We start from the raw sequence: 23895 nt of genomic DNA, 5'->3' as shown, positions 1-23895 counted from the left end.
AGACCTCGGGTATCGCGCCGGCCTTTCGGACGTAGCGTCGGCGACCTGGACGGCCTACGGTCGGTCGGCATGACGAAGCTACGTGTGCTCGGGGTGGACGCGTGCAAGGACGGCTGGGTGGCCATCGAGCTGCATGACGGCGCCTTCTCGGCAGCGCACATCGCGGCCAGCCTGCCGGCGCTGCTCGCCGAGCGCTCGGACATCGATGTGGTGGGTCTCGACATGCCACTGGGCCTGGCCGAGACCGGATGGCGGCAGGCCGACATCGCAGCGGCCGGTGCTCTCGGCTCCGCACGCAGCACGGTGTTCCGCATACCGCCACAATCGGTCTGGCACGAGGAAGATCACGAGTCGGCGGTGGTGCGCTGCCGGGAGCTCACCGGCCAGGGCTTCAGCCGACAGGCGTGGGGGTTGCGCAACAAGTTGCTGGAGGCCAACGCATACCGGGAACACGGGCGACACCGACTGCACGAGGTCCACCCGGAAGTGTCGTTCCGCGCGATGGCACAGGGACGGACCGTGTTGTCGTCCAAGAAGACCTGGCGGGGCCAGATGCAGCGACGCGACCTGCTTCAAGAGGTCGGCATCGGGGTGCCGACCGAGCTTGGCGAGGCGGGACGAGCCGGTTCGGACGATGTGCTCGACGCCGCTGCCGCCGGCTGGACCGCCCACCGCATCGCGACGGACCGAGCCACCACCTACCCGAACCCGCCGGAGGAGTGCGCAGCCGGGGGCATCATGGCCATCTGGTGCTGATGATTGCGGGCCAGCCAGCGCTGAGCCCGATGAGGTACGGCGCCAGCTCGGCGTCCGCCGCGACGAGGCGCAACCAGCGGAGCACCACGCTGCATACCCGGCCGGGCCGCGCCAGTCGAACGTGAAGGCAGGCGAGCAGCCCCGTCGTCCGGACGCCCACGAGTGCGGATCGTCGACGATCATCAGTTCAGGGGATGCCGTTCGAGCTACCCACCACTCGCGCTGCATTGGGGACGGGTGACCAGCACCTGAGCCAATCGTCGTCGGGAGATGGCTCAGTGACCGCCCTGGACGGCCAGTAAGGGCGGGCGTCATTGCCGAGGACGGGATACCGATGCGGCTCACCGATTCGTCGTTCCGCGAACGCTGCACCACGCCCCGTAGCAGCACCCGTTCCGAGTACGGGCTCGCGCGACTGGTAGTCCGAAGGTTCAATCCAGGCAAGCGATTGGCCGAGCGACACCGGCCGTAACGCCTCATATCGTCAGGACACCTTGCAGTAGACAGCCGGATCGGCGTCGGCGGCCAGCCGTACCGACGCTGGCAGGCAGCGTCAGAAGAACGGCAACGGGGAGATCGACATGGACGTGCTCTCGGAGGAGCTCCGTCGCGAGCAGAAGTACTTCGACGCGGCGTGGGATCACCGGGAGCGGATGCGTACCAACCTGGGCCTCGCCGCCGGAGCCGCGGCCAACAGTGGTGCCGCTGCTCGTATTAAGCAGGACACTCAGGCTCGGCTCGATCGCATCGGCGGGTCGGACGAGCCCGTCGCGTTCGGCCGGATGGATGACGAGAGCGGCGAGCGCTTCTACATCGGCCACCATGCGATCTTTGACGACGACTCCGAGGTCCTCGTCATGAACTGGCAGGCACCGGCGGCGGCCCGCTACTACGAGGCCAGTCACGCCGACCCCCGGAGCCTGCGCCTCAAGCGCACCTACGACTGCTCGATGAACCGGATCGTCGCGTTCAGCGACACGGTCTTCGCCCAGCTCGCCGAGGCGGTCGAGGAGCTGGAGGCGTACGAGGAGATCAGCGACTCGCTGCTCAGCGACCTGGAGAGCAACCGCACCGGCACGATGCGGGACATCGTGCGGACGATCCAAGCGTCGCAGTTCGATCTCATCCGCGCCGACGCCGATCAGCTGACGGTCATCCAGGGTGGCCCCGGAACCGGCAAGACGGCCATCGCCCTGCACCGGGTCTCCTGGTTGCTGTTCAACAGCCTCGGAACCCTGACCGCCGACGACATCCTCGTGGTGGGACCGAGCCCGACCTTCACCCGCTACACCCGGCTGGTGTTGCCCAGCCTCGGCGACACCAGCGTCACCCAGATCGACGTGCACCAGTTGCACCCGCCGGTGAAGCGGGGCCGGCAGGACGATCCCGCAGTCGTCAAGCTCAAGGGGGACGGCCGGATGGCCGGGCTGGTGCGGCGAGCCCTGTATGGCCGGGTGGGCCCCGCGGAGGGCCAGCAGTGGGTCGAGGTGCAGATCGGGAATCGCACGTTGAGCCTTGCCGCCGAGGAGGTGAAGCGGATCGTCGGCCGCGCTCGCGCGAGCGCCGGAACCTACTCCGAACGACGGTTGCTCTTCCGGGATCTGTTGACCCAGCTCGTCGGTTCCCGGGTACGCATGGACCGCAGCCGTCTGCGCCTGGCTCTCGATCCGGTGATGGACCGGCTCTGGCCGTCCTACACTCCGGCATCATTCCTCCGGGAGCTCTACGGCTCCCGGGATCGGCTGATCACGGCGGCCGGGGACGAGTTCACGGCACGAGAAGTGTCCGTGCTGAACCGGCGCCCCGCCGAACGGCTTTCAGACGAAACGTGGAGCGACTCCGACCTCGCCGTGCTCGACGAACTCGACCACCTGATCAACGGCGTGGAGGCGGGTTACCTGCACGTCGTGGTGGACGAGGCACAGGACCTCTCCCCCATGCAACTCCGCGCGATCGCGCGCCGGTCCCGCAACGGCTCGATGACGGTGGTCGGGGACATCGCGCAGTCGACCGGGCATTGGGCGCGCGACGACTGGGATGACCTGCTGGATCACCTGCCGGCCGATCTCCCACACGTGATGGAAAAGCTGCACTACGGCTACCGGGTCCCCCGGCAGGTCTTCGACCTCGCGGCCAGGCTCCTGCCGATCGCCGCGCCCGACGTCGAAGCACCCCAGGTCGTGCGGGACGGGCCGGCGGATCCCGCCATCCACCGGGTGGAGGACGAGGATGAGCGGGCCTCGACGGCGGTCAGGGTGGCCATGGACCACGCCTCGCATGGTCGGTCCGTGGCCATCATCTGCCCCGAGTCCGGCCGGGCGGACATCGAGCGGCAGCTCACCGTCAGGGACGTCGTTTGGCGGGCGGCCTCCGCTGGCGACCTGGGTCCGGGCGTGAACGTCGTCAGCCCGCAGGAGTCCAAGGGGCTCGAGTTCGACGCGATCGTGGTCGTGGAGCCGGACGACATCATCGCCGAGGACGATCGCGGCCACCGACTTCTCTATGTCGCTCTCACCCGCACCACGAGGTACCTCGACATCGTCTGCGTCCGTCTGCCGGCGGAACTGAGCGACGGTTCCGACGACATCTCAGGGAATCCCGGCTCGGGCGAGGCTCCAGCGGAAGGCCGCACGTCCGCAGACGTGCCCGTCACTGTCGACGAGCCTCAGGGCCGACAACTTCCGGACCAGTCGGTCACCACCCTTAGCGGGCACAACATGGCCAGCGACCCACAGCCGTCACCGCGTCCGGCCTCCCGGCGCTTCGTCGACCTCGGGGCGGAGGAGGTCGTGGCGCTGCTCAGGGAGACGGTCGCACCGAGCCTATGGCACGCGGTGCTCAGCCGGGCCGGCGAGCTGCTCGATCAGGAGTAGCGGTGACGACGGGCCGGATCCCGGCTCCATGCTCCCGCCTGGTCGTCCTGCCATGCGCGGAGGCGCTGTTGATCCGCTGGCTCTCACGGGGATACCCGCCTTATTGCTTCGCTCCGGTGGCGAGCCAACGCTTCCTTGTCCGGTCGGTCGTCGGTGAGCGGAAGCGAAAGCCGCTGGCCGTCCAGCTTGGCGTAGTGGTCGAGCCCGGTCGCCACCCGCACCCGGTAGGACCCGTCGATCCAGAGATAGCCCCGGTCAAAGAGATTGTGCAGGTCGGCGCGGAGCAGTAGACCGTTCGTGACTCGGTTGGTGGCGGGTCCGTCGTACGGGGAGATGTGAGCCGCCTGGAGCACGGCCTCCACGTCGCAGCCGGTGATGGCGCACCGCCCGTCGTACGCCGTGAGGAGCCGCCGGCGGAAGTCGGCCTGGCCCTGCCGGGCGGTGACCTCTGCAAGTCGGCGCCGCCGACCCTCGGGCAGCCCCTCCGGCTCGGGGGCTCGGCGGCCGGTCAGGATCTTCGCCAGGTTGTCGGACTCCCCCGGCTGCATTGCCCGCACCCGCTGTACCCCCACCTGCAGCACGTCGGACGCGGAGACGACGGTCGACAGCAAAGAGCGGGTCAGTGGAAGATCCCACCGGATCTCCAACGCCCAGTAGACGCTGCCGCCGTCGACACGTTGGCACGGGTTCGACCAGGCGACACCGGCGGCGACGAGACGCTGGTGGGGTGCCGTGGCGTTAGACCCATATCCGGTCGCCAGCTTTGATCTGGTGGAAACAGGAGGACAGCTGCCACTCGGCGACGTCGCCCTCGCGGATGCCACGGAAGGTCTCTAGGACTCCCGGATCATCCCCCCATGCCGCACTCCGCTCGTTGGCCGGGTAGATCCATTCGGCGGGGTGAGAGGCCCGGCTCAGCACGTGGTCGACCAACGAATAACTGTGGCCGGCACCATGCATCGTCCGCACGGTGAGCAGTGGCGCAACAAGGTCACGCACCGCAGCGGCGAAGCGCTCGTCCGCGAGGGCGGCGATCAGCTCGTCGTGCCGGCCGTTGACCCGAACCTGGTCCGGTCCCGGATCCTCGTAGTCGCAATCCTCGAGGGTCAGCCCAGGGAACGCTTTTTCGAAGGCCCGACGCTTGGGCCAGTACCGATTCAAGACCGACTGCCGGACGATCACGAATCCCTCGGCCATCCCGTCTTCCGCCGGCCCGGTGGGCTCGTGCAGGACGAAGGTCTCCATCCTCTTCATGGAGACCGCCGAGAGGCGACGCGGGTTCGTTGTCGTGTTCGGCAAGCAGGAGAGCGTCCAGTACTCCCGTTCCGTGGCGGACGCGTCGGGAACGGCCACCTTGAGGTAAGCCCGGTTCGCAGCCACCACCGCGGAGTAGTACGGGCCGGCCATCAACCGTTCGAACTGGCCCTTGCCACCGTGCTCGTCAGGCATCTCACCGGCTCCTCATCCGACCCAGGGCTGCATGGCTCGCAATTTGCGCGTGGCCGAGGAAGCGTGATGTTAGTGAATCTTCGGGCCCGGCACCGCCCCGCCGGCTCCGGCTCGTGAGGATCGGTCCAATCGTCTGACCAGCGTCGGCCGGGGTAGGCAGTGTGATCGACCGGCCGGCCCGGCAGCAGCCCCGGCTGGGGGCAGCGCCCGCCCGCTGGAGCCCGATACGGTCTGCGACATGACGACAGTCGACGGGGCAAAAGGTCTACCGATGCTGGGCAAGCTCGACAACGTCGATGTCCGCGACGTCTGGAAGCACGAGGCGCACACCTTCACGCCGTGGCTGCTCGCCAACGCCGAGGTTCTCGGTGATGTACTGGGAATGGAGCTGGCGCTCTCGGCCGCCGAGCACCCGGTGGGCGGCTTTTCGCTGGACCTCATCGGCATCGACGAGGCGACCAACGAGACGGTGATTATCGAGAACCAGCTGGAGAGAACGGACCACAGCCACCTGGGCCAACTGCTCACCTACGCGGGCGGGACCGACCCGGTGAACGTGGTGTGGATCGCGACCAGCTTCCGGGAGGAGCATCGCGCGGCCCTGGACTGGTTGAACACCAGGACCGACGAGAACACCCGCTTTTTTGGCATCGAGATCAGCGCCGTACGGATCGGCCAGTCCGTTCCCGCACCGCTCATGCGCTTGGTCGTGCAGCCCAACGACTGGGGCAAGAGGGTAAGGGCGAGCACCCACGACGCCGCGACGAGCGGCCGCAACCAGGCCTACCAGTCGTTCTGGACGATGTTTCTGGCGGCTATCCAGCAGCGCCAGCTCCAGTGGACGACCTCAACCAAGGGGTACCCGCAGAACTGGTACTCGTTGCCGAGCGGCATGAGCGGGGTGTCCTACGCCTGCACGTTCGGTCGCGCCGGGTTGTCCAGCGAAATCTTCTTCCAGCATCCCGATCCGGCCGTCAATGACACTCGCTTCGCGGCGGCACAATCGAAGATCGAACCGGCCTACCCGGCGCCCCTGTCCTTCGAACCACTGACCGGCAGGAAGGGGTGCCGCATCGCCGAATACCGGGAAGGCGACATCGGGAACACCGACGAGTGGGACGACTACGTCGAGTGGTTCATCGCTGCTCAGCTCCGCCTCCGCCAGGCGGTCGCCGCCGCTGGCGGCCTGCCCTCCCTCATTTCCTAGCCACACCAAGGAGGACGCATGCCGTTGTACGAGATCCATGGGGACCGGCTACGCCGGCATGACACCGCGCGGTTCGCGGCTCTCGGCATCTACGAGCGCAACGATCTGCAGCGACTTCTCCGCGACGACATCGCTGTGCTCAGTCCGGATCTGCTCGTCATCGCCGAGGAGTTCGGGAACTGGGAGGACTCCCGGCGTCGCATCGACCTGCTCGCTGTGGACAAAGCCGGGCACCTGGTGGTCATCGAGCTGAAGCGCACCGACGACGGCGGCCACATGGAGCTGCAAGCTCTGCGGTACGCCGCGATGGTGTCCGCGATGAGCTTCGACGAGGTTGTCGCCGCCTTTGAGGTGCACCTGTCGAAGGTGCGACCGGATGCGGATGTCGACGCGCGGACCGAGCTCATCAGCTGGCTGGACCTGAGCGACAGCGACGACGCGCCGATCATCTCCTCCGACGTGCGGATCCTGCTCGTCTCGGCGGATTTCGGCCGGGAACTCACTACCGCGGTGCTGTGGCTGAACCGCTTCGAGGGCATGGACGTGCGCTGTGTCCGGCTGATTCCCTACGAGATCGACGAGCGGGTCCTGCTGGACATTCAGCAGGTCATCCCGCTCCCCGAGGCCGCCGATTATCAGATCCGGGTGGGCCGGAAGGTCACCGAACAGGAGCGGCGCAGCACCGACGGCCGGGACTGGACGCGCTACCACATCATTGTCGACGGTCAGGTACTGCCGGACGAGAACAAGCGCCGTACGGTGCGGCTGATGATCGAGAAGTTGGTAGATCGCGGGGTGACTGCCGCGGCCATCGGGAAGGTCCTCACTCCAGGGCGCTTCCGGCCTCTCGAGGGAGAGCATCACAGTGACGAGGAGGTCCAGGCCGCGTTAGCTGAGCAGTACCCCGGGGTGGAGGTCAGCCGGTGGTTCACCGGTCAGGCGATGGTCGAGGACGGCATGACCTGGGTGGTGCGCAAGATGTGGGGACGCAACACCGAGCCAACCCTCTCTGCCCTGCGGGACGCATTTCCCGCTGCCGGAGTCAGTTTCCAGCGATCATCGAAGATCCCCTGACCCCCTTCATCGCATATTGTCAGACGCCCTGGTCGCGGGTGTTAGGTGGCCCTCAGTCGCGCCGGCTGTCCCTGGGATCGCCATGCGCGGCCGGGGCGGGGTTGCAGGTTCAGGGGTGGCGAACTCCCCGACGCAGATCACCCGGCCGTCCGCGGGCGGGTGGTCGTAGAGGTCCAGGATCCGGCGCATCTTCGACGTGAAGTCGGGGTCCGTGCTGGCCTTCCAGGTCTTGGTGGCCTGCCAGGACACCCCGCGCTCGTGCAGGATCCGCGGCAAACGGATGGCCGCCGGAATACGAGTAAGAAGTAATCGCTAAGAACAGAGGGAATTCCCACAAAACCGGCGGATTTTGCAGGCGCAAAAATGCGCCTAAGGGCATGGGTCCGGCTGCGCTAGCCACCAAAGTTCTGACCCGCCCTCCCCCGTTCGGGTATGCAGATCGTTAGCTACGCTCCCGCCGTAGCAACCGGGGGGACCACGAAGGGAACGACCACCAAAGTGACCGAGCAGAGCCAGCCGCAGCCCTCGGGATTCGACCCGAATCCTGTTGTGCCACAACAGAACCAGCCCAACCCCGAAAACCCGACTCAGCCCGTAACCGGACCGCCCTACCCGACACAGCAACTCGATCCGGTGCAGCAGCCCTACGGACAGCCGCCCGTGACCGGACAGCCGTACCCGTACCCGCCTCAGCAGCCCTACGGACAGCAGCCCTACCCGCCCCAGCAGCAGCCCTACGGACAGTCGTACCCGTACCCGCCTCAGCAGCCCTATGGACAGCAGCCGAATCAGCCGTACGGGGCGCCTCAGCAGCCCTATGGGCAGCCGTTCGGGCAGCAGGCCCCTCAGATCGTTGTGAACACTTCCGCCGTCGCCTCCGCCTCCGGCGGCCTGGCTGTCGTCGGCCGAGGACTAGGCTTCTCGGGTCACCTTCTCCACGGGAGTCTGACCCTGTGCAGCGGGGGCCTGTGGGCCCCGGTTTGGATTTGGATGGCGTACCGCGCGAAGCGGGTAGTCATCCGCTGACCCCCGATGGCTGGACGGACCCTCCGGTTGATCCCGGAGGGCTTCGTTGTCCCCTCCCTTTGCTCCACTAATGGCATGGCATTACCATTCCGCTCAGCAGGGGCCCTCAAGGGCCCCTTCCCCCTTTCTTAGGGGTGGCAGAGCGTGTAAACGGAAGGGATCGCATGGGGTATTGGGTCGCCATCGACGCCGACGCGGTCAGCGGTAAGCCGCTTGATCTGGTGAAAGGTGACGGGGCCGGGGGTCGGTTGGCCGAAGCCGACCTATCTCCGGGCATGATTGCAAGCCAAACCCGGCCCCGCGTGACGGTCACCGTGTACGCCGAGACTGCCGTAGTAGCCGAGGCCGTCAGCGTTGCTCTCCCGGCCGTGCTGGACGCTTTCGCCTCCGCTGGTGAGCCGCTGGAGTTCCGAGGCGTCACGGTGCAGACCGAGGCCGAGTGGGAGCGGATCAACTTCCCCGAGGGCCTCCCGGAGGATTAGTCGGGGCGTCGGCCCAAGGGCCCGAGGTATGCCCTCATACCTCCGGGCCCTCTACCCGACCTGACAGGCTCACAGCGTCCTCCGACGCTTAGAGGTCGCGCAATTTGGCGGGTTCATGGTCGGCGGGTGGTGCGGGTGTCCCAGCGGTAGAGGGTCCAGGCCTGGCGGATGAGGCTACGGATGGTGATGATCGTGTCGGCGAGGTCGAAGTACGCGTGGATCACGTCTTCCTTGCGTTCGTAGCAGCGTTGGAGCCGGTTGAAGGCGTTGTGCCAGGCGTTCGTGCGCTCGACGTGCCACCGCTGGGTGGCCTGGACGGGGGCCTTGACGCCTTTGCGGGCGATCTGGCCAGTCAGGCCACGTTCGGCGAGTAGGTCGCGGGTCGCGGCGGAGTCATAGCCGGCGTCCAGGTGCACAGTGATGTCGTCGGGCAGCTGACCGAGGTCTTCGAGCCGGTCGAGGGTGGTTTCCATCAGCGGGGAATCGTGGCGGTTGGCGCCGGCCAGGACGCGTCCCAGCGGGATACCCCGGGCCTCGACCATCAACGAGCGTTTCATGCCTTGCTTGCCGCGGTCGACCGGAGACCTGCCGGCGACCTCGCCGCCGGGAAACCACCGCGGGTCGGTGTTCCGCCTCCATGTCGGTGCCGCACTGCTTGCCTCGCAGTCCTATCCGCCTGAGGCCCTTGCCGCCTGGCTGGCGCCAAAGCCATCAGATGGGAGCCTCGTAGTCGAGGCCGAAGTCGAGCGGGCGGTGAGCAGTCACATAGGCGGTATGCCTGTGCTTTGGGTGGAGGTGCCGACGCGCTCCGATGGCAGCAGCGACCGCGGGTACCTCGAGGCGAACGCTATTGCGCTCCTCTCTATTCGGGCTGGCGGCACCGACCCGCCGTCACGAGGTTGGCTGGGGCACTGGGCGAGAAGTGAAAAGATCCGGACCTCCGGATTGTGGAACGTGAACCACGTTGATGGGGGCTACGAGCCAAGGTTCTAGGACGTGCTCGACAGCTACGTCGTGAGGGGCTGACAATCGACGCGGCCGTCGCGAAGGTCACCGACGACCTGGATGTGCTGCTGAGGTTCTACGACTACCCGGCTGAGCACTGGTGCACCTGCGCACCTACTCGAATGCTCGCCCATCCCGACCCGGCAGTCCGCCGCACCGCGGCCGAGGCCCTAACCGAGCTGCCCTCGCACCGGCCCAGCCAGTCGGCGATGTCGGCGGCCGACGCCGCGTTGCCCGGGGTGTCGAGGAGCTGTCCGACCTGGTCGTGCAGCACCGATGAGCCGCGGTTGCCGGTCAGGTGCCGCCGGAGGCGATCCTGCAGACCCCGCCTGGTCCGACCGACGTAGATGACCACACCGCCGTCGAGGACCACGTGGACGCCGGGGGCGGCGGGGCGCGTCGGCGACGGCCTCCATGGTGTACGGACGGCTGGGGAGCCGTGAAGCCGGCCAGCAGATCGTCGTGCGCGGCGTCTGGCATGGCCGGGAGGCTACCGGCGTGGGCCCTCATCCCTGGCCCCGCACGAGCCGTCGTGGTCGTCGCGGCGTCGGCATCGGCCGGCCCCGTGGAGCTTGGCGTCGCACCAGATTCGGGTACGCAGGAACTGCTGATCCTCCTCGCTCAGGGTGGACTCGCCGAAGTCGATGGCGGTGACGTGGCCGAGCGAGTCGCGTAGGGCTGCGGCGAGGGCGATGGCCCCGTCGAGGCTGGTCAAGGTGGTGGGAAGGTGGATGATCCAGCGGGGTGCGGTCATCGCTGCCACCGGCTGTTCGGTGAACCTGGATCTGCGTGGCGGCAGCCGGTGTGCCGAGACTGCCACTGCCGCAGCGCCTGGCGGATGCGTTCGGCCTCGGTGTTCGCGGTGGTCAGCTCGCGGTGCAGTCGTTCGAGCTCGTCTGCTATCCGGTTGAGGTAGTCGTGCACCTGAGCGGGATCCAGGCCGCGCCAGCGGGTGTCGAAGGAGGCGACGCGGGCGTGGTGCGGGTGCAGGCGGTCCCCGGTCACGTAGATCATGGCTGCGGCGCATTCTGCTCGGCGATCAGCGCGCGGATCTGCCGGTCGGTGAGGCCGCGTTGGTCGAGGACCCGGCGGCCCCAGCGGTGCAGCCGGCAGGGGTGGGGGGCCCGGTCGTTGCGGCAGCGCGGGCCCCCGGGCCACTGCTCGGAGGCGTGCACGGTGATCGCCTTGACTGCGAAGGTGATGTCTTCGGCGGTGACGTAGGGCGGTAGAGGTAGTTCACCGAGGATCTCGTCGATGGAATCCATGATTCTTCCTGGTTGTCGGGTTCGGCGCCGAGGCGGGCGGGGACGGCGGCTCGCCGTTCGGGGTACGACGGGATACCGGAGCCCAGCACCCGCCCCGGGCCATGCCCCAAGCTTCGGCAAGAAGCTGACCAGGAACTACAGCGTCTCAGGGGCCTCGGTGACGCAGAAATGAGGCGTCTCCGTACCCGCCTGATCGACGAACTGTTACTACAGTGGCGGCAGACGGAGGGAGATTGGGTCGTGGCCTTGAAGCGACACCTGCTCTGCCAGCGGCGCAAGGCCCTCGGGTACAGCCAGGAGCGCCTGGCCGAGATTCTGGGCGTGGAGCGGTCGACCGTGGTGCGCTGGGAGAACGCCGAGACGGATCCTCAGCCCTGGCATCGAACCCGGATCGCCTCCGCGTTAGGAGTTACGCTCGAACATCTCGACGACATGCTCGTCGACGTGTCGGTGGCAGCGCATCGAGGGCAGGCCATGGGAGATGAGACTCGTAATCCCGTTTCCGGCGCCGCCCGGCCGGAGCTGCTGAACGACCTTCGGGCGTTCCTCACCGGCTACCTGACGCCGCCCGCCGCGCCAGCTCAGTCGCTCGTCGAGGTGCGGCGGAGCGTAGGCCGAATGCACAACCTCTACCAACGGGCGAGCTACACATCCGTCGCCCGCTTGCTGCCGGACGTGCTCGGCCAGGCGACGGATGTATCCAGCAGGTCCACCGGGATACTTCGCAGCAGGGCCTTCCGGCTACTCGCCGCCGCCTACATCGCGGCGTCAAAGCTGGCGGCCAAGGTGGGTGACGGCGGCACCGCCCTACTGACCGCCGACCGGGCTTCCACCGCCGCGCGACTCGCCGACGACCAGGCGGTGGCGGCCGTTGCGGCGTACCAGGCTGCATGCGGTCTCATGCGGCTGCCTGGGAGGGCGACCGAAGGCGAGCAGGTCGTGCGGACCAGCATCGAACGATTGACCTCCGCTGCCTCAGCGAGGGATCCCGGCCTGCTTTCCGCTCAGGGGGCATTGCTGCTACTGGCTGCCGTGATGACTGCCGGGCAGGGCAACTCAAAGGAAGCCGGTCAGCTCCTGGCACAGGCCGGAAGACTGGCAACGACGCTGGGCTCTGACCGCAACCGGTTGTGGACTGGTTTCGGCCCGACAAACGTCGTCATCCATGAAGTCTCCGCCGCGGTTCGGGCCGGCAACGCGGACCGGGCGCTGGAAATCGGAGCGCGGCTCGACACCTCGCGTCTGCCGTCGGTGCTGGTTGGGCGAAGGGCACAGGTGCACGTCGACCTGGCCGCAGCGGCGATGATGTCGTCCGGCGATAGGTCTGCCTCGGTGCTGCACCTGCTCGAGGCCGAGCGGATAGCCGCAGAGGTGGTCCACGCCAACGTCCAGGCCCGCACCCTCCTGCTCGACCTGCTGGCGAAGGAGCGACGAGCGGCGACACCGGGGCTGCGGCCGCTGGCTGAACGGGCCGGACTGCTCGCATGAAACAGCGGGGCGTGCTGTCTCTGGTCGCCTGCGCCGCTCCACCCGCGCTGCGCATCGCCGAGCTGATCGAGTTGCTACAGAATGACGGCTGGACTGTCTGCCTCACCGCTACGCCGACCGCTGCCGCCTGGATCGACAGGAAAGCACTCGCGCGGCAGACCAGGTATCCGGTCCGGGTCGAGTGGCGGATGCCCGGTGACCCGGAACCCCACCCTCCGGCGACCGCCGTTGCCGTCGTACCGGCCACGTTCAACGTCATCAACAAGTGGGCCCAGGGAATCAACGACACCCTCGCGCTCGGCATCCTCAACGAGGCGCTCGGTGCTGACATCCCGGTGTACGCGTTCCCGAACGTCAAGGCACAGCTTGCCGCCCACCCGAGCTACGACCGGCACCTGCGGTTACTTCAGGGGGCGAATGTCATCGTGTCGCCACTGCCCGCCGAGCTGGACTGGCGGATGGTCGCGGACCAACTCCAAGTGCCCGTGTAGCCCCTGCCGACATGTCCGCGGCCTCCTGCCAACGGCGACGTCCGGACCCGCTTGCCCCAAGAGCTCGGGCTGAACCGCTCGATCCTCGCCGAGGCGTCCTGACCTTGCGGGTGAAGTTGTGCATTTGCTTCACGCGGACAGCCACCTTCGTGCTGCCGATTAAAGCGCTGAACCACCATTGCCACTCACCAGCGGGACCGTTTCGGATGATGGGGCGGGCTGCAGCCTCCACGACAACGGATGCAGCACGATCGTCACGTCGCAATCCCGCCCCTGAAGGCAATTCCGGTACCGGCCGTAATGCCCGCACCGGGCGCGCTGCACGTGGGTGGCCGCAACCTGGTCGCGGTGAACCGCTCTGATAGCGATGCAGTCCGCCGTAATCGGCGCACCGGTCAGAGCATGCTGGGAGACAGCGACGCCCCGACGGAGGCAACGCCTGTCAACGACCAGTTGCAGCCCGACGGTCTCTCTTGGCATGTACTGGAACATCGCGGCAAAGCTCAGCCAGGTCACATTTCCCGCAATGTTCGCTCCACACCGGCAACCGAGGCAGATGGTTGTCTCGCAGCGAGTCTCCGGCCTCCTTGATTCTGGCTCGCACACGCACCAGGAGCGGGTCCTCCACCTCCTCTCGGATCGTCTTTCCTTCCTCGTCGAGGTTTAGGACCTCGATGAGATCAGCCCGGTTTCCGGTTAGTTCCTCGTATCCCACTGCGTACACATGCAGCTGATCACGCGTGACATCTTCGTCTTGGGCTCGCGCAGTCGACTTGAAGTCGACGATCGCTAGCTCGTCCGTGTCAAGCCGTCGAACAAGGTCGATGCGCCCGTCGACGGTGATCCCGGGGGCAACGTGGACTTGGATCTGCTTCTCACTGTGGACCGTCCGCTCGAGATCAGACTCGTGATCCTTGAGGTAGCGCTCGACCGCCTTCACAGCCGCCCGATGAAGCGTCGCCTTCAACTCTGGGTAAGCGTAGGGGGTGTGCAAGTGACGGGTGACGAGATCTCCAGCAGCCTCCTGCCCGACCAGGTCACCTGTAATTGCCCGCTTGTGCACCTCGGCGAGTGCGTCGTGCAGCCCCTTGCCGTAGCCCAACGCCTCGTGAAGTGGCGGGTTGAAGCCATACAGGAATCGCAACTTGAACTGGTACGGACACTCGAACAGGTACTTCAGCTCTGAGAATGACAGCGTGACGTTCGGAGTTTCGTGACGGGCGCGAGGCTCGAGACGGGCCGTATCCGTTGCGACACCGCTGTCGCGCGTCGAGAACCACTGCTGGGCTGCGCAGTGATCGAAGAAGGCCGATCGCCTGCGGTAGAGTTGACTCCTACCCGGGGAAAACGAGACGAACAGGTACTTCTGTGCGCGGGTGACCGCGACGTAGAACAGGCGAGTTTCGTCGTCCAACGTTCCCCTGTAGCGATCAGCGTCGGCCACCGCAGTTTGGGGGATGATGTGGAACAGGCCAAGTCCGCCTTGTCGTTTGGCCGGGAAGCGGTTCGCGCGAAGACAAGGCAGGAAGACTGCCGGCCACTGCATGCCTTTTGCTTGGTGGACCGTGGTTAGTGTGACCGCGTCGGGCATCGCGTAGCCCACGTCTGCGTCCGACTCCGCGTAGTAGCCAGGCGCCTGATGCTCGAGCCAAGCGGCGAACGTCTCGTACTTCTGCTTGGGCGCGGTGTTGAAGTAGATCTGCTCGAAATCCGAGATCGCCTGACTGAACTTGCCCAGCTGGTAAAAGACCAGTTCACGTCGAACCGGCTGCCCTGGAAGAGTCTCCTCCCGCAGACCGAGGGCCTCCATGAACTCAAGGTAGAGGCGCTGGATGTTGTACACGCCCCATCGCTTGCCGCGGTCGAAGTCGCGCCCTTCGTCCAGCACCGCCATCGCGCCATCCCAGTCTCCCGTTGACGGGAGAAGCTTCGCGTCCGCCCAGAGGTCGCGCAGGTCCGACGCATCCATCAGCCCGGCCATGTAGCGGAACACGCCGACGACTGCCTGAATCTCGGGGCTGTCGAAGAGCCGGTTCAGGCCCTTCACCACGTACGGGATCTCGCGCCGGCGCATCTCCTCCACGAGAGGACCAGCGTCATTCGCCACCGACCGATAGAGGACCGCGAAGTCCGACCACGAGAGCCCTCGTGCTTCCGCGTCGGCCGTGTCCTGGAAAGCGAGACCTCTCATGGCCTCGATGCGGTCGCAGATCCACGCAGCCTCGTCGTTCTCGTCTGCGAACTCGCGCGCGATCATGTCGCCTCGCTGCCACCGTTGATGCCCGGCACGGACCATTGCCTTGGGTAGCCGGTGCGCGTCGGGGATGCGCTCGGCGACGGACCGGCCGACCTCCACGACGCCTTCGCTAGACCGGAAGTTCTCGGCCAGCGTGACCTGGCGGACGCCTTCGTACCGGTCCTTGAAGGTGACGATGTTGGAGACTTCACTACCCCGCCACTGGTAGATCGTCTGGTCGTCGTCACCCACCACGCAAAGGTTGGCGCCGAACTGGGTCAGGCCGCGGACCAGCCGTTCCTGCAGCGGGTTCACGTCCTGGTACTCGTCGACCACGACGTATCGGATGTCGTCCCGAATGTGCTGCTGGACCACGCCGGCGCTCTCATCCTCGTCGACATCGCCCTCGAGGAACTGGACCGCCAGGTGGATCATCTCGGTGAAGTCGAAGTAGGCATGCGCGTAGAGGAGTTTCATGTAGTCCTCGAAGGATGCCACCACGCCGCCTGGGACAAGGTCCCAGTCGACGGTGTCTTCCCGCAGAACACTCGTGGCCTGCAGGAAGAGGCGCGAGTGCAGGAACCGCCGCAGGTGCGGCGTGCCGCTGCTGAGCGTTGGGCAGATGGTCAGGCCCGACTTGCGGCTGTTGCGATCGACGAACATCCGAGATGTGATCTCAGTGAGCACCGAGAACTTGAAGGTCTCGGGGACCAGCCGCTGAAGAAGGTCCAGCGCATACCCGTGCATCGTGCCGACGTACATCTCGGCAAGGCCGAGTGTGTCGAGGCCCTCCTTCTTCAGGATCGAGAGGATGCGTTCCTTCAGCTCAGCGGCCGCCTTTTCGGTGAACGTGAAGGCGATCAGGTTCCGAGGCGCCACGCCCGGTTGGGCCAGGATGGCAGCGATCCGCTGCGAGATGACCTGCGTCTTACCCGAGCCGGCACAAGCGATGATCTGCAGGGGCTCATCGAGGCAAACGATTGCTTCCTTCTGTGCCTCTGTGTAGGACGTCATGCGCGCCTTCCCAGCCTAGGGGAACCACCTTGGATAACCGCCCGGGTGCCCGACCTGGCGCCTCGGGCAACCCGCTTGCCTTTGCTCACCTTGGCCCGCTCGATGCCTGCCTCGGGTCAGTCGATAGCAAACAGAGTTCTGTGCACTGCACCGCTCTCTCTGGCGCGGATGGCCCCAGGGGCCTCAACCTCCCGGGCTCTGGGCCAGCTTGGGGAACGCGCGATTGACGTCGGGAAGCTCTGCCTGTTGGAGGGCGGCGCCGGGCTTCCTTCTCCCACCGCGAGAACCGTCAGACCTCGAAGACCTTCATGACCTCGTCGCCATAGTCGTTGATGACCTTGACCGCGATCTTGCCGGTCTCCGGTTTAGGGAACGGCCGCGACACAGTCTGGTAGAGCGAGCCCCACGCGCCGGGGTCGATGTCAGCCTTGAGCGCCGTCTTGAGTCGCTTGTACGGGTCGTTGTCGCCTGTGAAGTAGCAGTGGCGGACGAAGAACGACTCCTCGTTGTAGTCGGTGTCAATCATCCACAGTGCGACCCGACTGGTGTCGTTGCTGCGGACCTCGCCGGTTGTGGGGTCATAGACGTCCACACCGTTGAGGTTCACGACCAAGCCGTCGGTAGTCTCATCGATGTCGATGTCGGGCTCGCCGAAGACCGTGAACAGGTTGCCCGCTCCGGTCTTCTTGAGCTCCTCCCCCATTAGAAGGTCAGCGTTCATCCGGACCATGAGGACCGGGATGCGGCCGAGCTTTCGGGCGCCGGCGACCTTGGCGAAGCCCTCGTCGGAGGCCTCGACCGTGACGCCATCGTCCTCGGTCACCCCGGTGACCTGGGCGTCGAAGGCGAAGCCGAGGATGCAGAGCAGGTCAACATCCTCAGCGTTGATGGCCTCGCGAGCAGCCTTCTTGACGTACGACGCGCTAACCGTGCCGTACTGCGGTCCGACCGCGATCGCCACGCGCGTCGGCCCGTCACCGTCCGACTCGCCCGTTCGCTCGCCGATCGCCTGGAGGTACTCACCTGCGTAGGTCTCGAACGACGCGAAGGTGATCCGCTCCTTGCGTCGACCGTTCTGGATGCCGGCCTTCGCCAGGTTCTCCAGGATTGACTGCTCGAAGTTCGGCGCGTCCGCGTCCTTGGCGGCCTCGGTCTCGGTCCCGGACTCGGCGGCCGCTCCGTCTGGACCGCCGCTGAAGGCGAGCGAGCGGTGCGGGCTCAGGGACTCGACCGTGAACGGGCCGGCGACACGGACCTTCTTCGTGTCCTCGAACGGCTTGTCGTAGAGCAGCTCGAAGTCGGCATGCCGCTTGATGGCGGCGTCGATCTCGGGTCGTGACATGCCCCCCTTGATGTCGGGGTTGTTCGCGATGGACTTGAGCGTTACATGCTGCACTCGCTCATATACGAACCCTTGTCGGATATCGCCATTGAACTGCTGCCGCGGTAGCCCGAGCGCGGTCAGCGACTGCTCCTTCCTGTGACCTTCAGGAGTGTCGGCAAGCAGGTACCACGGGTAGCGGGCGCCCATCAGGCGCTGGCGGGCGAGGGCCAACGCCACGCGCGAGGTGTCGATCGTGATCCACCGCCGACCCCATAGCTCAGCCACGTAAGCCGTCGTCCCCGAGCCGCAGGTCGGGTCGACAACTAGATCACCCGGATCGGTGCACATCAACATGCAGCGTTCGATAACGCGGGCATTCGTCTGCACCACGTACACCTTCGGATCCGCGAAGCCGGACGTGACGGTGTCGTCCCAAAGGTTGTTGATCGGGAAGACAGCAAAATCGTCCAGATATCGCACGTACGTGAGCGTATTTCCGATCGGTGCAACGCGATTGGCCGCGAGAAGGCGTTGCATGCCCGATTCACCAGTCTTCCAAACACCCTTGGACGGAACGAATGTTTTTCCGCCGATCGTGACTGGGTATCTTGTCTTGTCTACGCCACTCTGAGACGTGAGTTGGTCGTAACGAAAGATCCTGTCTCGCTCACCCGCCACCTCTCCCTTGTGAGGCTCTCGTCGCCCGTCTTCGCGCTCGACGTATCGGTACTGGCCGCCGCCCGCTCCGTCGACGGACTTGGCGAAATAGAGCTGCCGGTACTTGATGCTCGCTCTGTCTCTGGCAAACCACACAATGTGATCTGTTACGCCTGCAAGCGTGTCGGTGCCACCACTTGGAGATCCCGCACCGCTGGTGGTCTTAAAGCTGACTTGGCTCACGAAGTTCTCACTCCCGAAGACCTCGTCCATCAGAGACCGCACGAGATGAACGTTTTCGTCCCCGATCTGAACGAAACAGGAGCCGGACTTGGTGAGCATCTCCCGCGCTACGAGCAACCGGTCGCGCAAGTAAGACAGGTACGAGTGAATCCCGCGTTCCCAGGTGTCACGGAAGGCCTTGATTTGCTCGGCTTCGCGTGCGGCATCCTCGAGTTTGCCGTCGCGCACGGTCCGGTTCCGAGCTGAGACCTGCCAGTTGGAGCCGAACTTGATGCCGTAGGGCGGGTCGATGTAGACCATCTGCACCTTGCCGCGCAGCCGTTCGCGCTCGGCAAGGGAGGCCATCACCTGGAGCGAGTCACCGAGGATCATCCGGTTCGACCAATTGGCGTTGTGCTTGTAGAAGTCGACCTGGTCGAGCTCATCGAGGCCGTCGAAGGTGTCGAAGAGGGTGAGTTCGGGCTCGTCCTCGGGCCGCCCCGCTGTGCGGCGAAGGTTCTCGATCAGCACCCGCGGGTCGATCTTCTCCTGAATGTAGATCGGCGGTGCGTCCGTCACGAGGTCGTTGTCGACCGACTCGGCCTCATCGGCCGAGGGGTACTTGCCCCGCCAGACAAGCTGGGGGTCGAGGCTTTCGTCGCGGGCGTAGCGAACCTTCCGAGCCTCTTCGATGCTCGGGTCGACGAACTCATGAGCATCTGCGGTGGGGATGTTGGTCCGCTTGTCGCCGTGCTTGATGGCGTCGACCGGGGTCCGGCCTTGCTGCGTGCTACGCGCCACGAGCGCTCCTCAAGTTTTCAGTCTGGAAATCGAGCAAGTCCGGGTCGCCGATGATCGGCGCGTCGTCGCACAGAAGCTGGATCGACTCGGCGAGCCGGGTCTTGAACGTCAGCGGGTTCGACATCTCGACGTAGCCCCAGCGGCCGAAGCCGCCGTGGTTATTCACCGAGGCACACCAGGAGTCCCTGGCCGTGGTGGCTTTCGCCTGCGTAGGGCCGGGGCTCTTCTGGCTACCGGACACCTCCACGATGAGGGTGCGGTCGAACTCCTCATCCCCGGAGCGCTTGAGGCGGACGAGGAAGTCAGGGATGTAGGAATGAGTACGGCCCTTGTGGACGTACGGGATCGTAAAGCCGAGGTGGTCGTTTTTGACGTACGCGGCAACGTTCGGGTTGAGCTCGAGTTCGGCGGCTAGCAGCTGCTCCCAGGTGTTGCCGTCCTTGCCGTCGAGGGTCACGTGGGAGACCTCGGACTTCTCCGTGGGCACGGTGGCTTTGCGGGTAGGAAAGTCGACGTCGCCCGTCGAGCCTTGCGGGTCGAAGCGGTTGAGCATCGGTCGGAGTCGGCCCCGCCGGTCGGCCAGGCGGGTGATGGCGTCCCAGACTCGCTCGGCTGCTTCGGCCTGGGCCTCTGTGATCGTCATGAGGTAACCGAGGTCGTACCCGTCGGCCAGGAAGACCCGCTGCTCGATCCAGTCCTTGCACATGCCGACGAGTCGCGGGAACAGCCAGGGCCGCTTGTCGTCGACGGTGTTGAAGTTGGTGTCGAGGACGCGCTTCGCGAGCGCGAACGCGACCTCCTTCGGGCGGTAGCCCCGGTCCTCGCCACGTTCGCGCTCTCCCGAGCCAACGACACCCTGCATCTCGACCCAGCGCGGGACCGTGTTCGGGCCAATCTCGAAGACAGTTGCGGCATCGAGGTCGAGCCAGATCTCCTCGTCTGGCAGCTCGACCCGATAGCCGGTCAACTTGGGGAAAGTGATCCGCAGGTGCTCGCGGCCCTCGAGGGCTGCCACCTGCTGAACCGGCTTGGGCGGCAGCGGGTCCTTGATCGGTTTGTCGGAGGAGATGAACTGGAAGGGGATGCCGTAGACGTTGGCGTACTCAGCCTCGAAGTGGCCATCGTCGTTGACGGCGTATGAGCGCCGTCGCAGGCCTCGTCCGACGACCTGCTCACAGAGCAGCTGGCTCCGGAAAGCACGGACACCGAGGATATGGGTAACGGTGTTGGCGTCCCAGCCCTCGGTGAGCATCGAGACGCTGACGACACAGCGGACCTGCTCGCCGAGCTTGTCCTTCTTGCCGACGGTGTTCATCACTTCGCGCAGCAGCTCGTCGTCGGTAATCTTCTCGACGTCGGCGCCCGGGTTGCGGCGGCGGTACTCCGCCTTGAACGCCGCGATTTCCGCTCCGGCGGCCTGTTTGAAGTCAGCCTTGATCCCCTCCCCCGACTCGAGCTGGGCGGAGTCGATGAGAATGGTGCGCGGCCGCGGCAGCGGCTGGCCATCGACGACATTGCTGAGGAGTGTCAGGTTGCCGGGCTTGTGGGCGATGACCTCGCCGTCCTCAGCGACCTGTTCGCCCGCGATCCAGTCGTAGACCAGCTTGCTGACGACCGTGTTGGGGCAAACCACGATGAAGACCGGCGGCGTCTCGCCGTACTGCTTGAGCTCGGACTCCCAATGCGCGAATGCCTTCTCGTAACTACGGTGCAGGCTGCGCAAGGCACCTTCGAGCTCCGGCGGCGGCAGCCAGTCGTCAACCTTGCCCTTCGCTGCGCGCTTCGGCAGCTTGTCACCGACGAAGTCCCAAAGGCGCAGGTACGTGACCAGCTCGTGATCGGCGTCATCGTTGACCGGCGTGCGGGGCACCTTCACGATGCCGGACTCGATCGCGTCCATCAGCGAGAAGTCGCTGACCGTCCACGGGAAGATGTAGCCCTCGTTGTATCCCGAACCCTTCAGGTAAAACGGCGTCGCCGAGAGGTCGAAGACCTGCTTGAGCCCGACGTGCTTCGCTATCGCCTGCAGGCCCTTGAACCAGACCCGGGCCTCCTCGTTGGCCTCCCTCTCCTCGGCGTCGAGCTTCTCGCCGGCTGGGATCGGGCGATCCTGGTAGCAGTGGTGCGCCTCGTCGTTGAAAACGACGATCTGCTGCTTGTCGGTGCCCAGGTCACGGAGCACCCGGCTGACCATCGCTTGCGGGGTCTCCCTAAAAGCGTCCTCCTTTCGGTCGCCCTTGAGGAGAAGCCGGGTGTTCTTTGCGACGCCCCTGATCTCCTTCGCGTCCTTGAGCTGGAAGGCGTGGTAGTTCGTGATCACGATGCGGGCGTGCTCAAGGCTGCCTTTGAGGTCAGTCGGGATCAGGTCACGCAGGTCGTAGTAGTTCTCCGGGTCCTCCGGCAGCAGGACCCGGAGACGGTCGCGGATCGTGATGCCGGGGGCGACGATGAGGAACCGGTTGGTGAACCTCGCGTCGCGCGGCGACTGGACCTTGTTGAGGGTCTGCCAAGCGATGAGCATCGCCATCACCACGGTCTTACCTGAGCCTGTTGCCATCTTTAGGGCAGCCCTGGGAAGGCCGTCATTGTGCGCCTTATTCTGCGGCTCGAGTCGCTGCCGCCAGTCGGCATAGCCGTGGGTGCGACCCGCCACCTCCGTCAGGAAGATGGCCGTCTCGGCTGCCTCGCGCTGAGCGAAGATGACGCGGTTCTCCCGCTGCGGATCCGCCCAGTGCTGAAGCAGTTTCCGGGTGATCGGAGTTACGCCCGCGTACTCGCCGCCGCGACGCCACTTCGCCACATCCCGGCGGATCTCGTTGATGAGAGTGTTCTTCTCCCGCCGCTCACCGGTGGCGTCGAAGTCGAACGCGCCCTGCTGAAACTGATCCTGCCCCTTCTTGCCCTTCCTGGTGATTGCGATCGGAATGAACGATTCGCTCGGCCGGCGTCCGTCCTTGATCTCCCCCGTCGGGCCCTGCGGACCAATCTCGTAGTAGCGGTCCGGCTGCTCATACGGGGAGTTCAGGATTGGGTTTTCGATCGTCCCCGTCATGCGCGTTCCCTCCGGCGTGCACCTATAGATGACGAGCAGTGTGAGGCATGCAACCGTGTAGCTGCGGTCACGGCTAGATTGGGCGGTCCCCCCGCCCACGGTCTTTCGCAACGGCTCGCCACCGTCAGCTCCTCACTCCGTGGGCCAGCAAATGAGCCAGGACTGACTGGTTGGCCTCCCAGCCGTCGGGGAATTTGACCGGCACGTTGAGGTGCACCGGCTCGGTGCTCGGGTGGGCGTCGAGCAGCTCGGCGATCCCCGCCCGCGCCACCACGATGCAGGCCTGCCGGTGTCGGGACGTCAGCACGCAGAGCCGTCCCGACTCTAGGTGGAACGCGGTCGCGTCCCGCCGCCCCGACAGCGGGTGCAGCACGATCGTCACGTCGTACTCCCGGCCCTGCAGCCGGTTAGCGGTATCCACGGTGATGCCCGCTCCGGCCTCGCCGAGCTGCGCGCGGATCGCCGCCACCTGGTCGCGGTGCGCGGCCCCAATGGCGATCCGGTCCGCGGTGACCTGCGCGCCACCCGGCTCGCGTTCCGAGACCGCAACCGCTCCCCGCTCCAACACCCGGCGGGCCAGGGCCGCGCATGCCGCAGCCGCCTCCGCGTCGGTCCGCAGCGTGTGCCGGGCCGGCAGCTCATACAGCGCCCATCCGGTCGCCGCCGCCGTCTCCACGGCCGCGTCGACCGGCCCATGCCCGAACCCGGCGGTGGTGAACGACAGCGACCGCTCGCCAGCGGTCGTGCCGGCCTGGAACCCGGTGAAGGGGTAGAACGCCTGGGCCACCACCGGCGCTGCCGAGGGAGGCAGTCGCCACGACACCGGCAGGCGGTGCACCGGCAGGTCGGGGTTGTGCCGCAGCAGTGCCGCCACCGCGGACTGCATCGGGTCCCAGGTCAGCCCGGTCCACCGCTCGGTGTCAACGGTGGAGAACGGGTCGAGCTGACCGGGATCACCGACGAACAGCGCCCGCTCGAACCGGCCGGCCACGCGCAGCAGGGCGTCCGACCGCATCTGATACGCCTCGTCGACGATGGCCCACTGCCAGCAGCCCTCGGACACCATCGCCCACTTGGCGGCCGTACCGATGATGACGGACGGACCACCGAGGTCGGCGACCTTGGCGGCGACCCGGACCGTGGCGTACTGCTTGATCCGCTCGGTCGCCGCGTAGTCGGTCGCCGAGAGACGCCCGATGTGCAGCTCGGGCGCCTTCTGCGCCAGTCGGTCGATCAGGTCGTCGACCTGCTCGTTGGTCTGCGCGATCACGATCAGCGGCTCGCCGGCGCGGGCCAGTTCGGCGGCGGCGCGGACGACGAGGGTCGACTTGCCGGCCCCGGGCGGCGAGTCGACGACGACGCCGCGGTGCAGCCCAGAACGCAGGTCGGCCAGCACGTCGGTGATGACGCGCTCGGCCTGAACCGACGGCGGGTCCGCCGGCGCATCCGGCAATAGCAGGGTGGTCACGGTGC

Annotated in this window: 16 protein-coding genes and 1 pseudogene; 7 read left to right on the top strand and 10 right to left on the bottom strand. The window is 66.2% G+C overall.

The window, feature by feature from the left end:
- The first annotated feature begins 69 nt into the window (after nucleotides 1-69).
- Nucleotides 70-756, top strand: coding sequence for a DUF429 domain-containing protein (locus tag M2302_RS14590; protein WP_280838441.1), 687 nt, complete (start codon nucleotides 70-72; stop codon nucleotides 754-756).
- A 581-nt stretch (nucleotides 757-1337) separates the two neighbouring features.
- A complete protein-coding gene (locus M2302_RS14585) occupies nucleotides 1338-3629 on the top strand; it encodes an ATP-binding domain-containing protein (RefSeq protein WP_280838440.1) in 2292 nt (763 codons plus the stop codon).
- An 83-nt stretch (nucleotides 3630-3712) separates the two neighbouring features.
- Here the strand turns inward: M2302_RS14585 and M2302_RS14580 are convergent, their stop codons facing one another.
- Both M2302_RS14580 and M2302_RS14575 read right to left on the bottom strand, forming a co-directional pair.
- Complete coding sequence (locus M2302_RS14580; protein WP_280838439.1) at nucleotides 3713-4276, bottom strand: HNH endonuclease; 564 nt, start codon at nucleotides 4274-4276, stop codon at nucleotides 3713-3715.
- 91 nt (nucleotides 4277-4367) lie between these two features.
- Nucleotides 4368-5078: a hypothetical protein gene (locus tag M2302_RS14575; RefSeq protein ID WP_280838438.1), complete on the bottom strand. Its 711-nt coding sequence runs from the start codon at nucleotides 5076-5078 to the stop codon at nucleotides 4368-4370.
- A gap of 238 nt (nucleotides 5079-5316) precedes the next feature.
- On the opposite strand from M2302_RS14575, the gene M2302_RS14570 reads away from it, so the two are divergent.
- The 3 genes from M2302_RS14570 (at nucleotide 5317) to M2302_RS14560 (ending at nucleotide 8867) form a co-directional block, all read left to right on the top strand.
- Nucleotides 5317-6285: a DUF4268 domain-containing protein gene (locus tag M2302_RS14570; RefSeq protein ID WP_280838437.1), complete on the top strand. Its 969-nt coding sequence runs from the start codon at nucleotides 5317-5319 to the stop codon at nucleotides 6283-6285.
- 18 nt (nucleotides 6286-6303) lie between these two features.
- Nucleotides 6304-7359 (top strand): hypothetical protein, encoded by a 1056-nt coding sequence (locus M2302_RS14565; protein ID WP_280838436.1) that lies wholly within the window; start codon nucleotides 6304-6306, stop codon nucleotides 7357-7359.
- Between the two features lie 1328 nt (nucleotides 7360-8687).
- On the top strand, nucleotides 8688-8867 hold the full coding sequence (locus M2302_RS14560) for a hypothetical protein (RefSeq protein WP_280838435.1): 180 nt from the start codon (nucleotides 8688-8690) through the stop codon (nucleotides 8865-8867).
- A gap of 113 nt (nucleotides 8868-8980) precedes the next feature.
- Here M2302_RS14560 and M2302_RS14555 read toward each other — a convergent pair.
- The 4 genes and pseudogenes from M2302_RS14555 to M2302_RS14540 all read right to left on the bottom strand — a co-directional run.
- Nucleotides 8981-9472: pseudogene (locus M2302_RS14555) on the bottom strand (transposase); the annotation flags it as partial.
- 890 nt (nucleotides 9473-10362) lie between these two features.
- Entirely contained in the window at nucleotides 10363-10626 is a 264-nt protein-coding gene (locus M2302_RS14550; protein ID WP_280838434.1) for a hypothetical protein, read from the bottom strand.
- Nucleotides 10623-10886 carry a DivIVA domain-containing protein gene (locus M2302_RS14545; RefSeq protein WP_280838433.1) on the bottom strand — a complete coding sequence of 88 codons (264 nt, stop codon included), beginning with the start codon at nucleotides 10884-10886 and terminating at the stop codon, nucleotides 10623-10625. Before M2302_RS14545 ends, M2302_RS14550 begins: the two co-directional genes overlap by 4 nt.
- Nucleotides 10883-11137 carry a hypothetical protein gene (locus tag M2302_RS14540; RefSeq protein WP_280838432.1) on the bottom strand — a complete coding sequence of 85 codons (255 nt, stop codon included), beginning with the start codon at nucleotides 11135-11137 and terminating at the stop codon, nucleotides 10883-10885. The genes M2302_RS14545 and M2302_RS14540 overlap by 4 nt, the downstream gene beginning before the upstream one ends.
- Before the next feature lie 240 nt (nucleotides 11138-11377).
- On the opposite strand from M2302_RS14540, the gene M2302_RS14535 reads away from it, so the two are divergent.
- Both M2302_RS14535 and M2302_RS14530 read left to right on the top strand, forming a co-directional pair.
- Entirely contained in the window at nucleotides 11378-12625 is a 1248-nt protein-coding gene (locus M2302_RS14535; RefSeq protein ID WP_280838431.1) for a helix-turn-helix transcriptional regulator, read from the top strand.
- Nucleotides 12622-13116 carry a flavoprotein gene (locus M2302_RS14530; protein WP_280838430.1) on the top strand — a complete coding sequence of 165 codons (495 nt, stop codon included), beginning with the start codon at nucleotides 12622-12624 and terminating at the stop codon, nucleotides 13114-13116. The genes M2302_RS14535 and M2302_RS14530 overlap by 4 nt, the downstream gene beginning before the upstream one ends.
- 442 nt (nucleotides 13117-13558) lie before the next feature.
- Here the strand turns inward: M2302_RS14530 and M2302_RS14525 are convergent, their stop codons facing one another.
- From M2302_RS14525 to M2302_RS14510, 4 genes are all read right to left on the bottom strand, one after another.
- Nucleotides 13559-16366, bottom strand: a complete 2808-nt coding sequence (locus M2302_RS14525) for an ATP-dependent DNA helicase (RefSeq protein ID WP_280838429.1) — start codon at nucleotides 16364-16366, stop codon at nucleotides 13559-13561.
- A 289-nt stretch (nucleotides 16367-16655) separates the two neighbouring features.
- Nucleotides 16656-19370 carry a site-specific DNA-methyltransferase gene (locus tag M2302_RS14520; RefSeq protein WP_280838428.1) on the bottom strand — a complete coding sequence of 905 codons (2715 nt, stop codon included), beginning with the start codon at nucleotides 19368-19370 and terminating at the stop codon, nucleotides 16656-16658.
- Nucleotides 19360-22422 carry a DEAD/DEAH box helicase family protein gene (locus M2302_RS14515; protein ID WP_280838427.1) on the bottom strand — a complete coding sequence of 1021 codons (3063 nt, stop codon included), beginning with the start codon at nucleotides 22420-22422 and terminating at the stop codon, nucleotides 19360-19362. The genes M2302_RS14520 and M2302_RS14515 overlap by 11 nt, the downstream gene beginning before the upstream one ends.
- Nucleotides 22423-22546: 124 nt before the next feature.
- A complete protein-coding gene (locus tag M2302_RS14510; protein ID WP_280838426.1) occupies nucleotides 22547-23890 on the bottom strand; it encodes an AAA domain-containing protein in 1344 nt (447 codons plus the stop codon).
- Between the last annotated feature and the right edge of the window lie 5 nt (nucleotides 23891-23895).

The organism is Micromonospora sp. A200, from assembly GCF_029893845.1.
Classification (GTDB): Bacteria; Actinomycetota; Actinomycetes; order Mycobacteriales; family Micromonosporaceae; genus Micromonospora; species Micromonospora purpureochromogenes.
This window is presented reverse-complemented; position numbering and strand designations above follow the sequence as displayed.

Coding starts and splice junctions, on each gene's coding strand:
- M2302_RS14590 (WP_280838441.1), top strand. CDS start 70: ATGACGAAGCTACGTGTGCTCGGGGTGGACGCGTGCAAGGACGGCTGG.
- M2302_RS14530 (WP_280838430.1), top strand. CDS start 12,622: ATGAAACAGCGGGGCGTGCTGTCTCTGGTCGCCTGCGCCGCTCCACCC.
- M2302_RS14515 (WP_280838427.1), bottom strand. CDS start 22,422: ATGACGGGGACGATCGAAAACCCAATCCTGAACTCCCCGTATGAGCAG.
- M2302_RS14565 (WP_280838436.1), top strand. CDS start 6,304: ATGCCGTTGTACGAGATCCATGGGGACCGGCTACGCCGGCATGACACC.
- M2302_RS14550 (WP_280838434.1), bottom strand. CDS start 10,626: ATGACCGCACCCCGCTGGATCATCCACCTTCCCACCACCTTGACCAGC.
- M2302_RS14525 (WP_280838429.1), bottom strand. CDS start 16,366: ATGACGTCCTACACAGAGGCACAGAAGGAAGCAATCGTTTGCCTCGAT.
- M2302_RS14570 (WP_280838437.1), top strand. CDS start 5,317: ATGACGACAGTCGACGGGGCAAAAGGTCTACCGATGCTGGGCAAGCTC.
- M2302_RS14545 (WP_280838433.1), bottom strand. CDS start 10,886: ATGATCTACGTGACCGGGGACCGCCTGCACCCGCACCACGCCCGCGTC.
- M2302_RS14540 (WP_280838432.1), bottom strand. CDS start 11,137: ATGGATTCCATCGACGAGATCCTCGGTGAACTACCTCTACCGCCCTAC.
- M2302_RS14575 (WP_280838438.1), bottom strand. CDS start 5,078: ATGCCTGACGAGCACGGTGGCAAGGGCCAGTTCGAACGGTTGATGGCC.
- M2302_RS14585 (WP_280838440.1), top strand. CDS start 1,338: ATGGACGTGCTCTCGGAGGAGCTCCGTCGCGAGCAGAAGTACTTCGAC.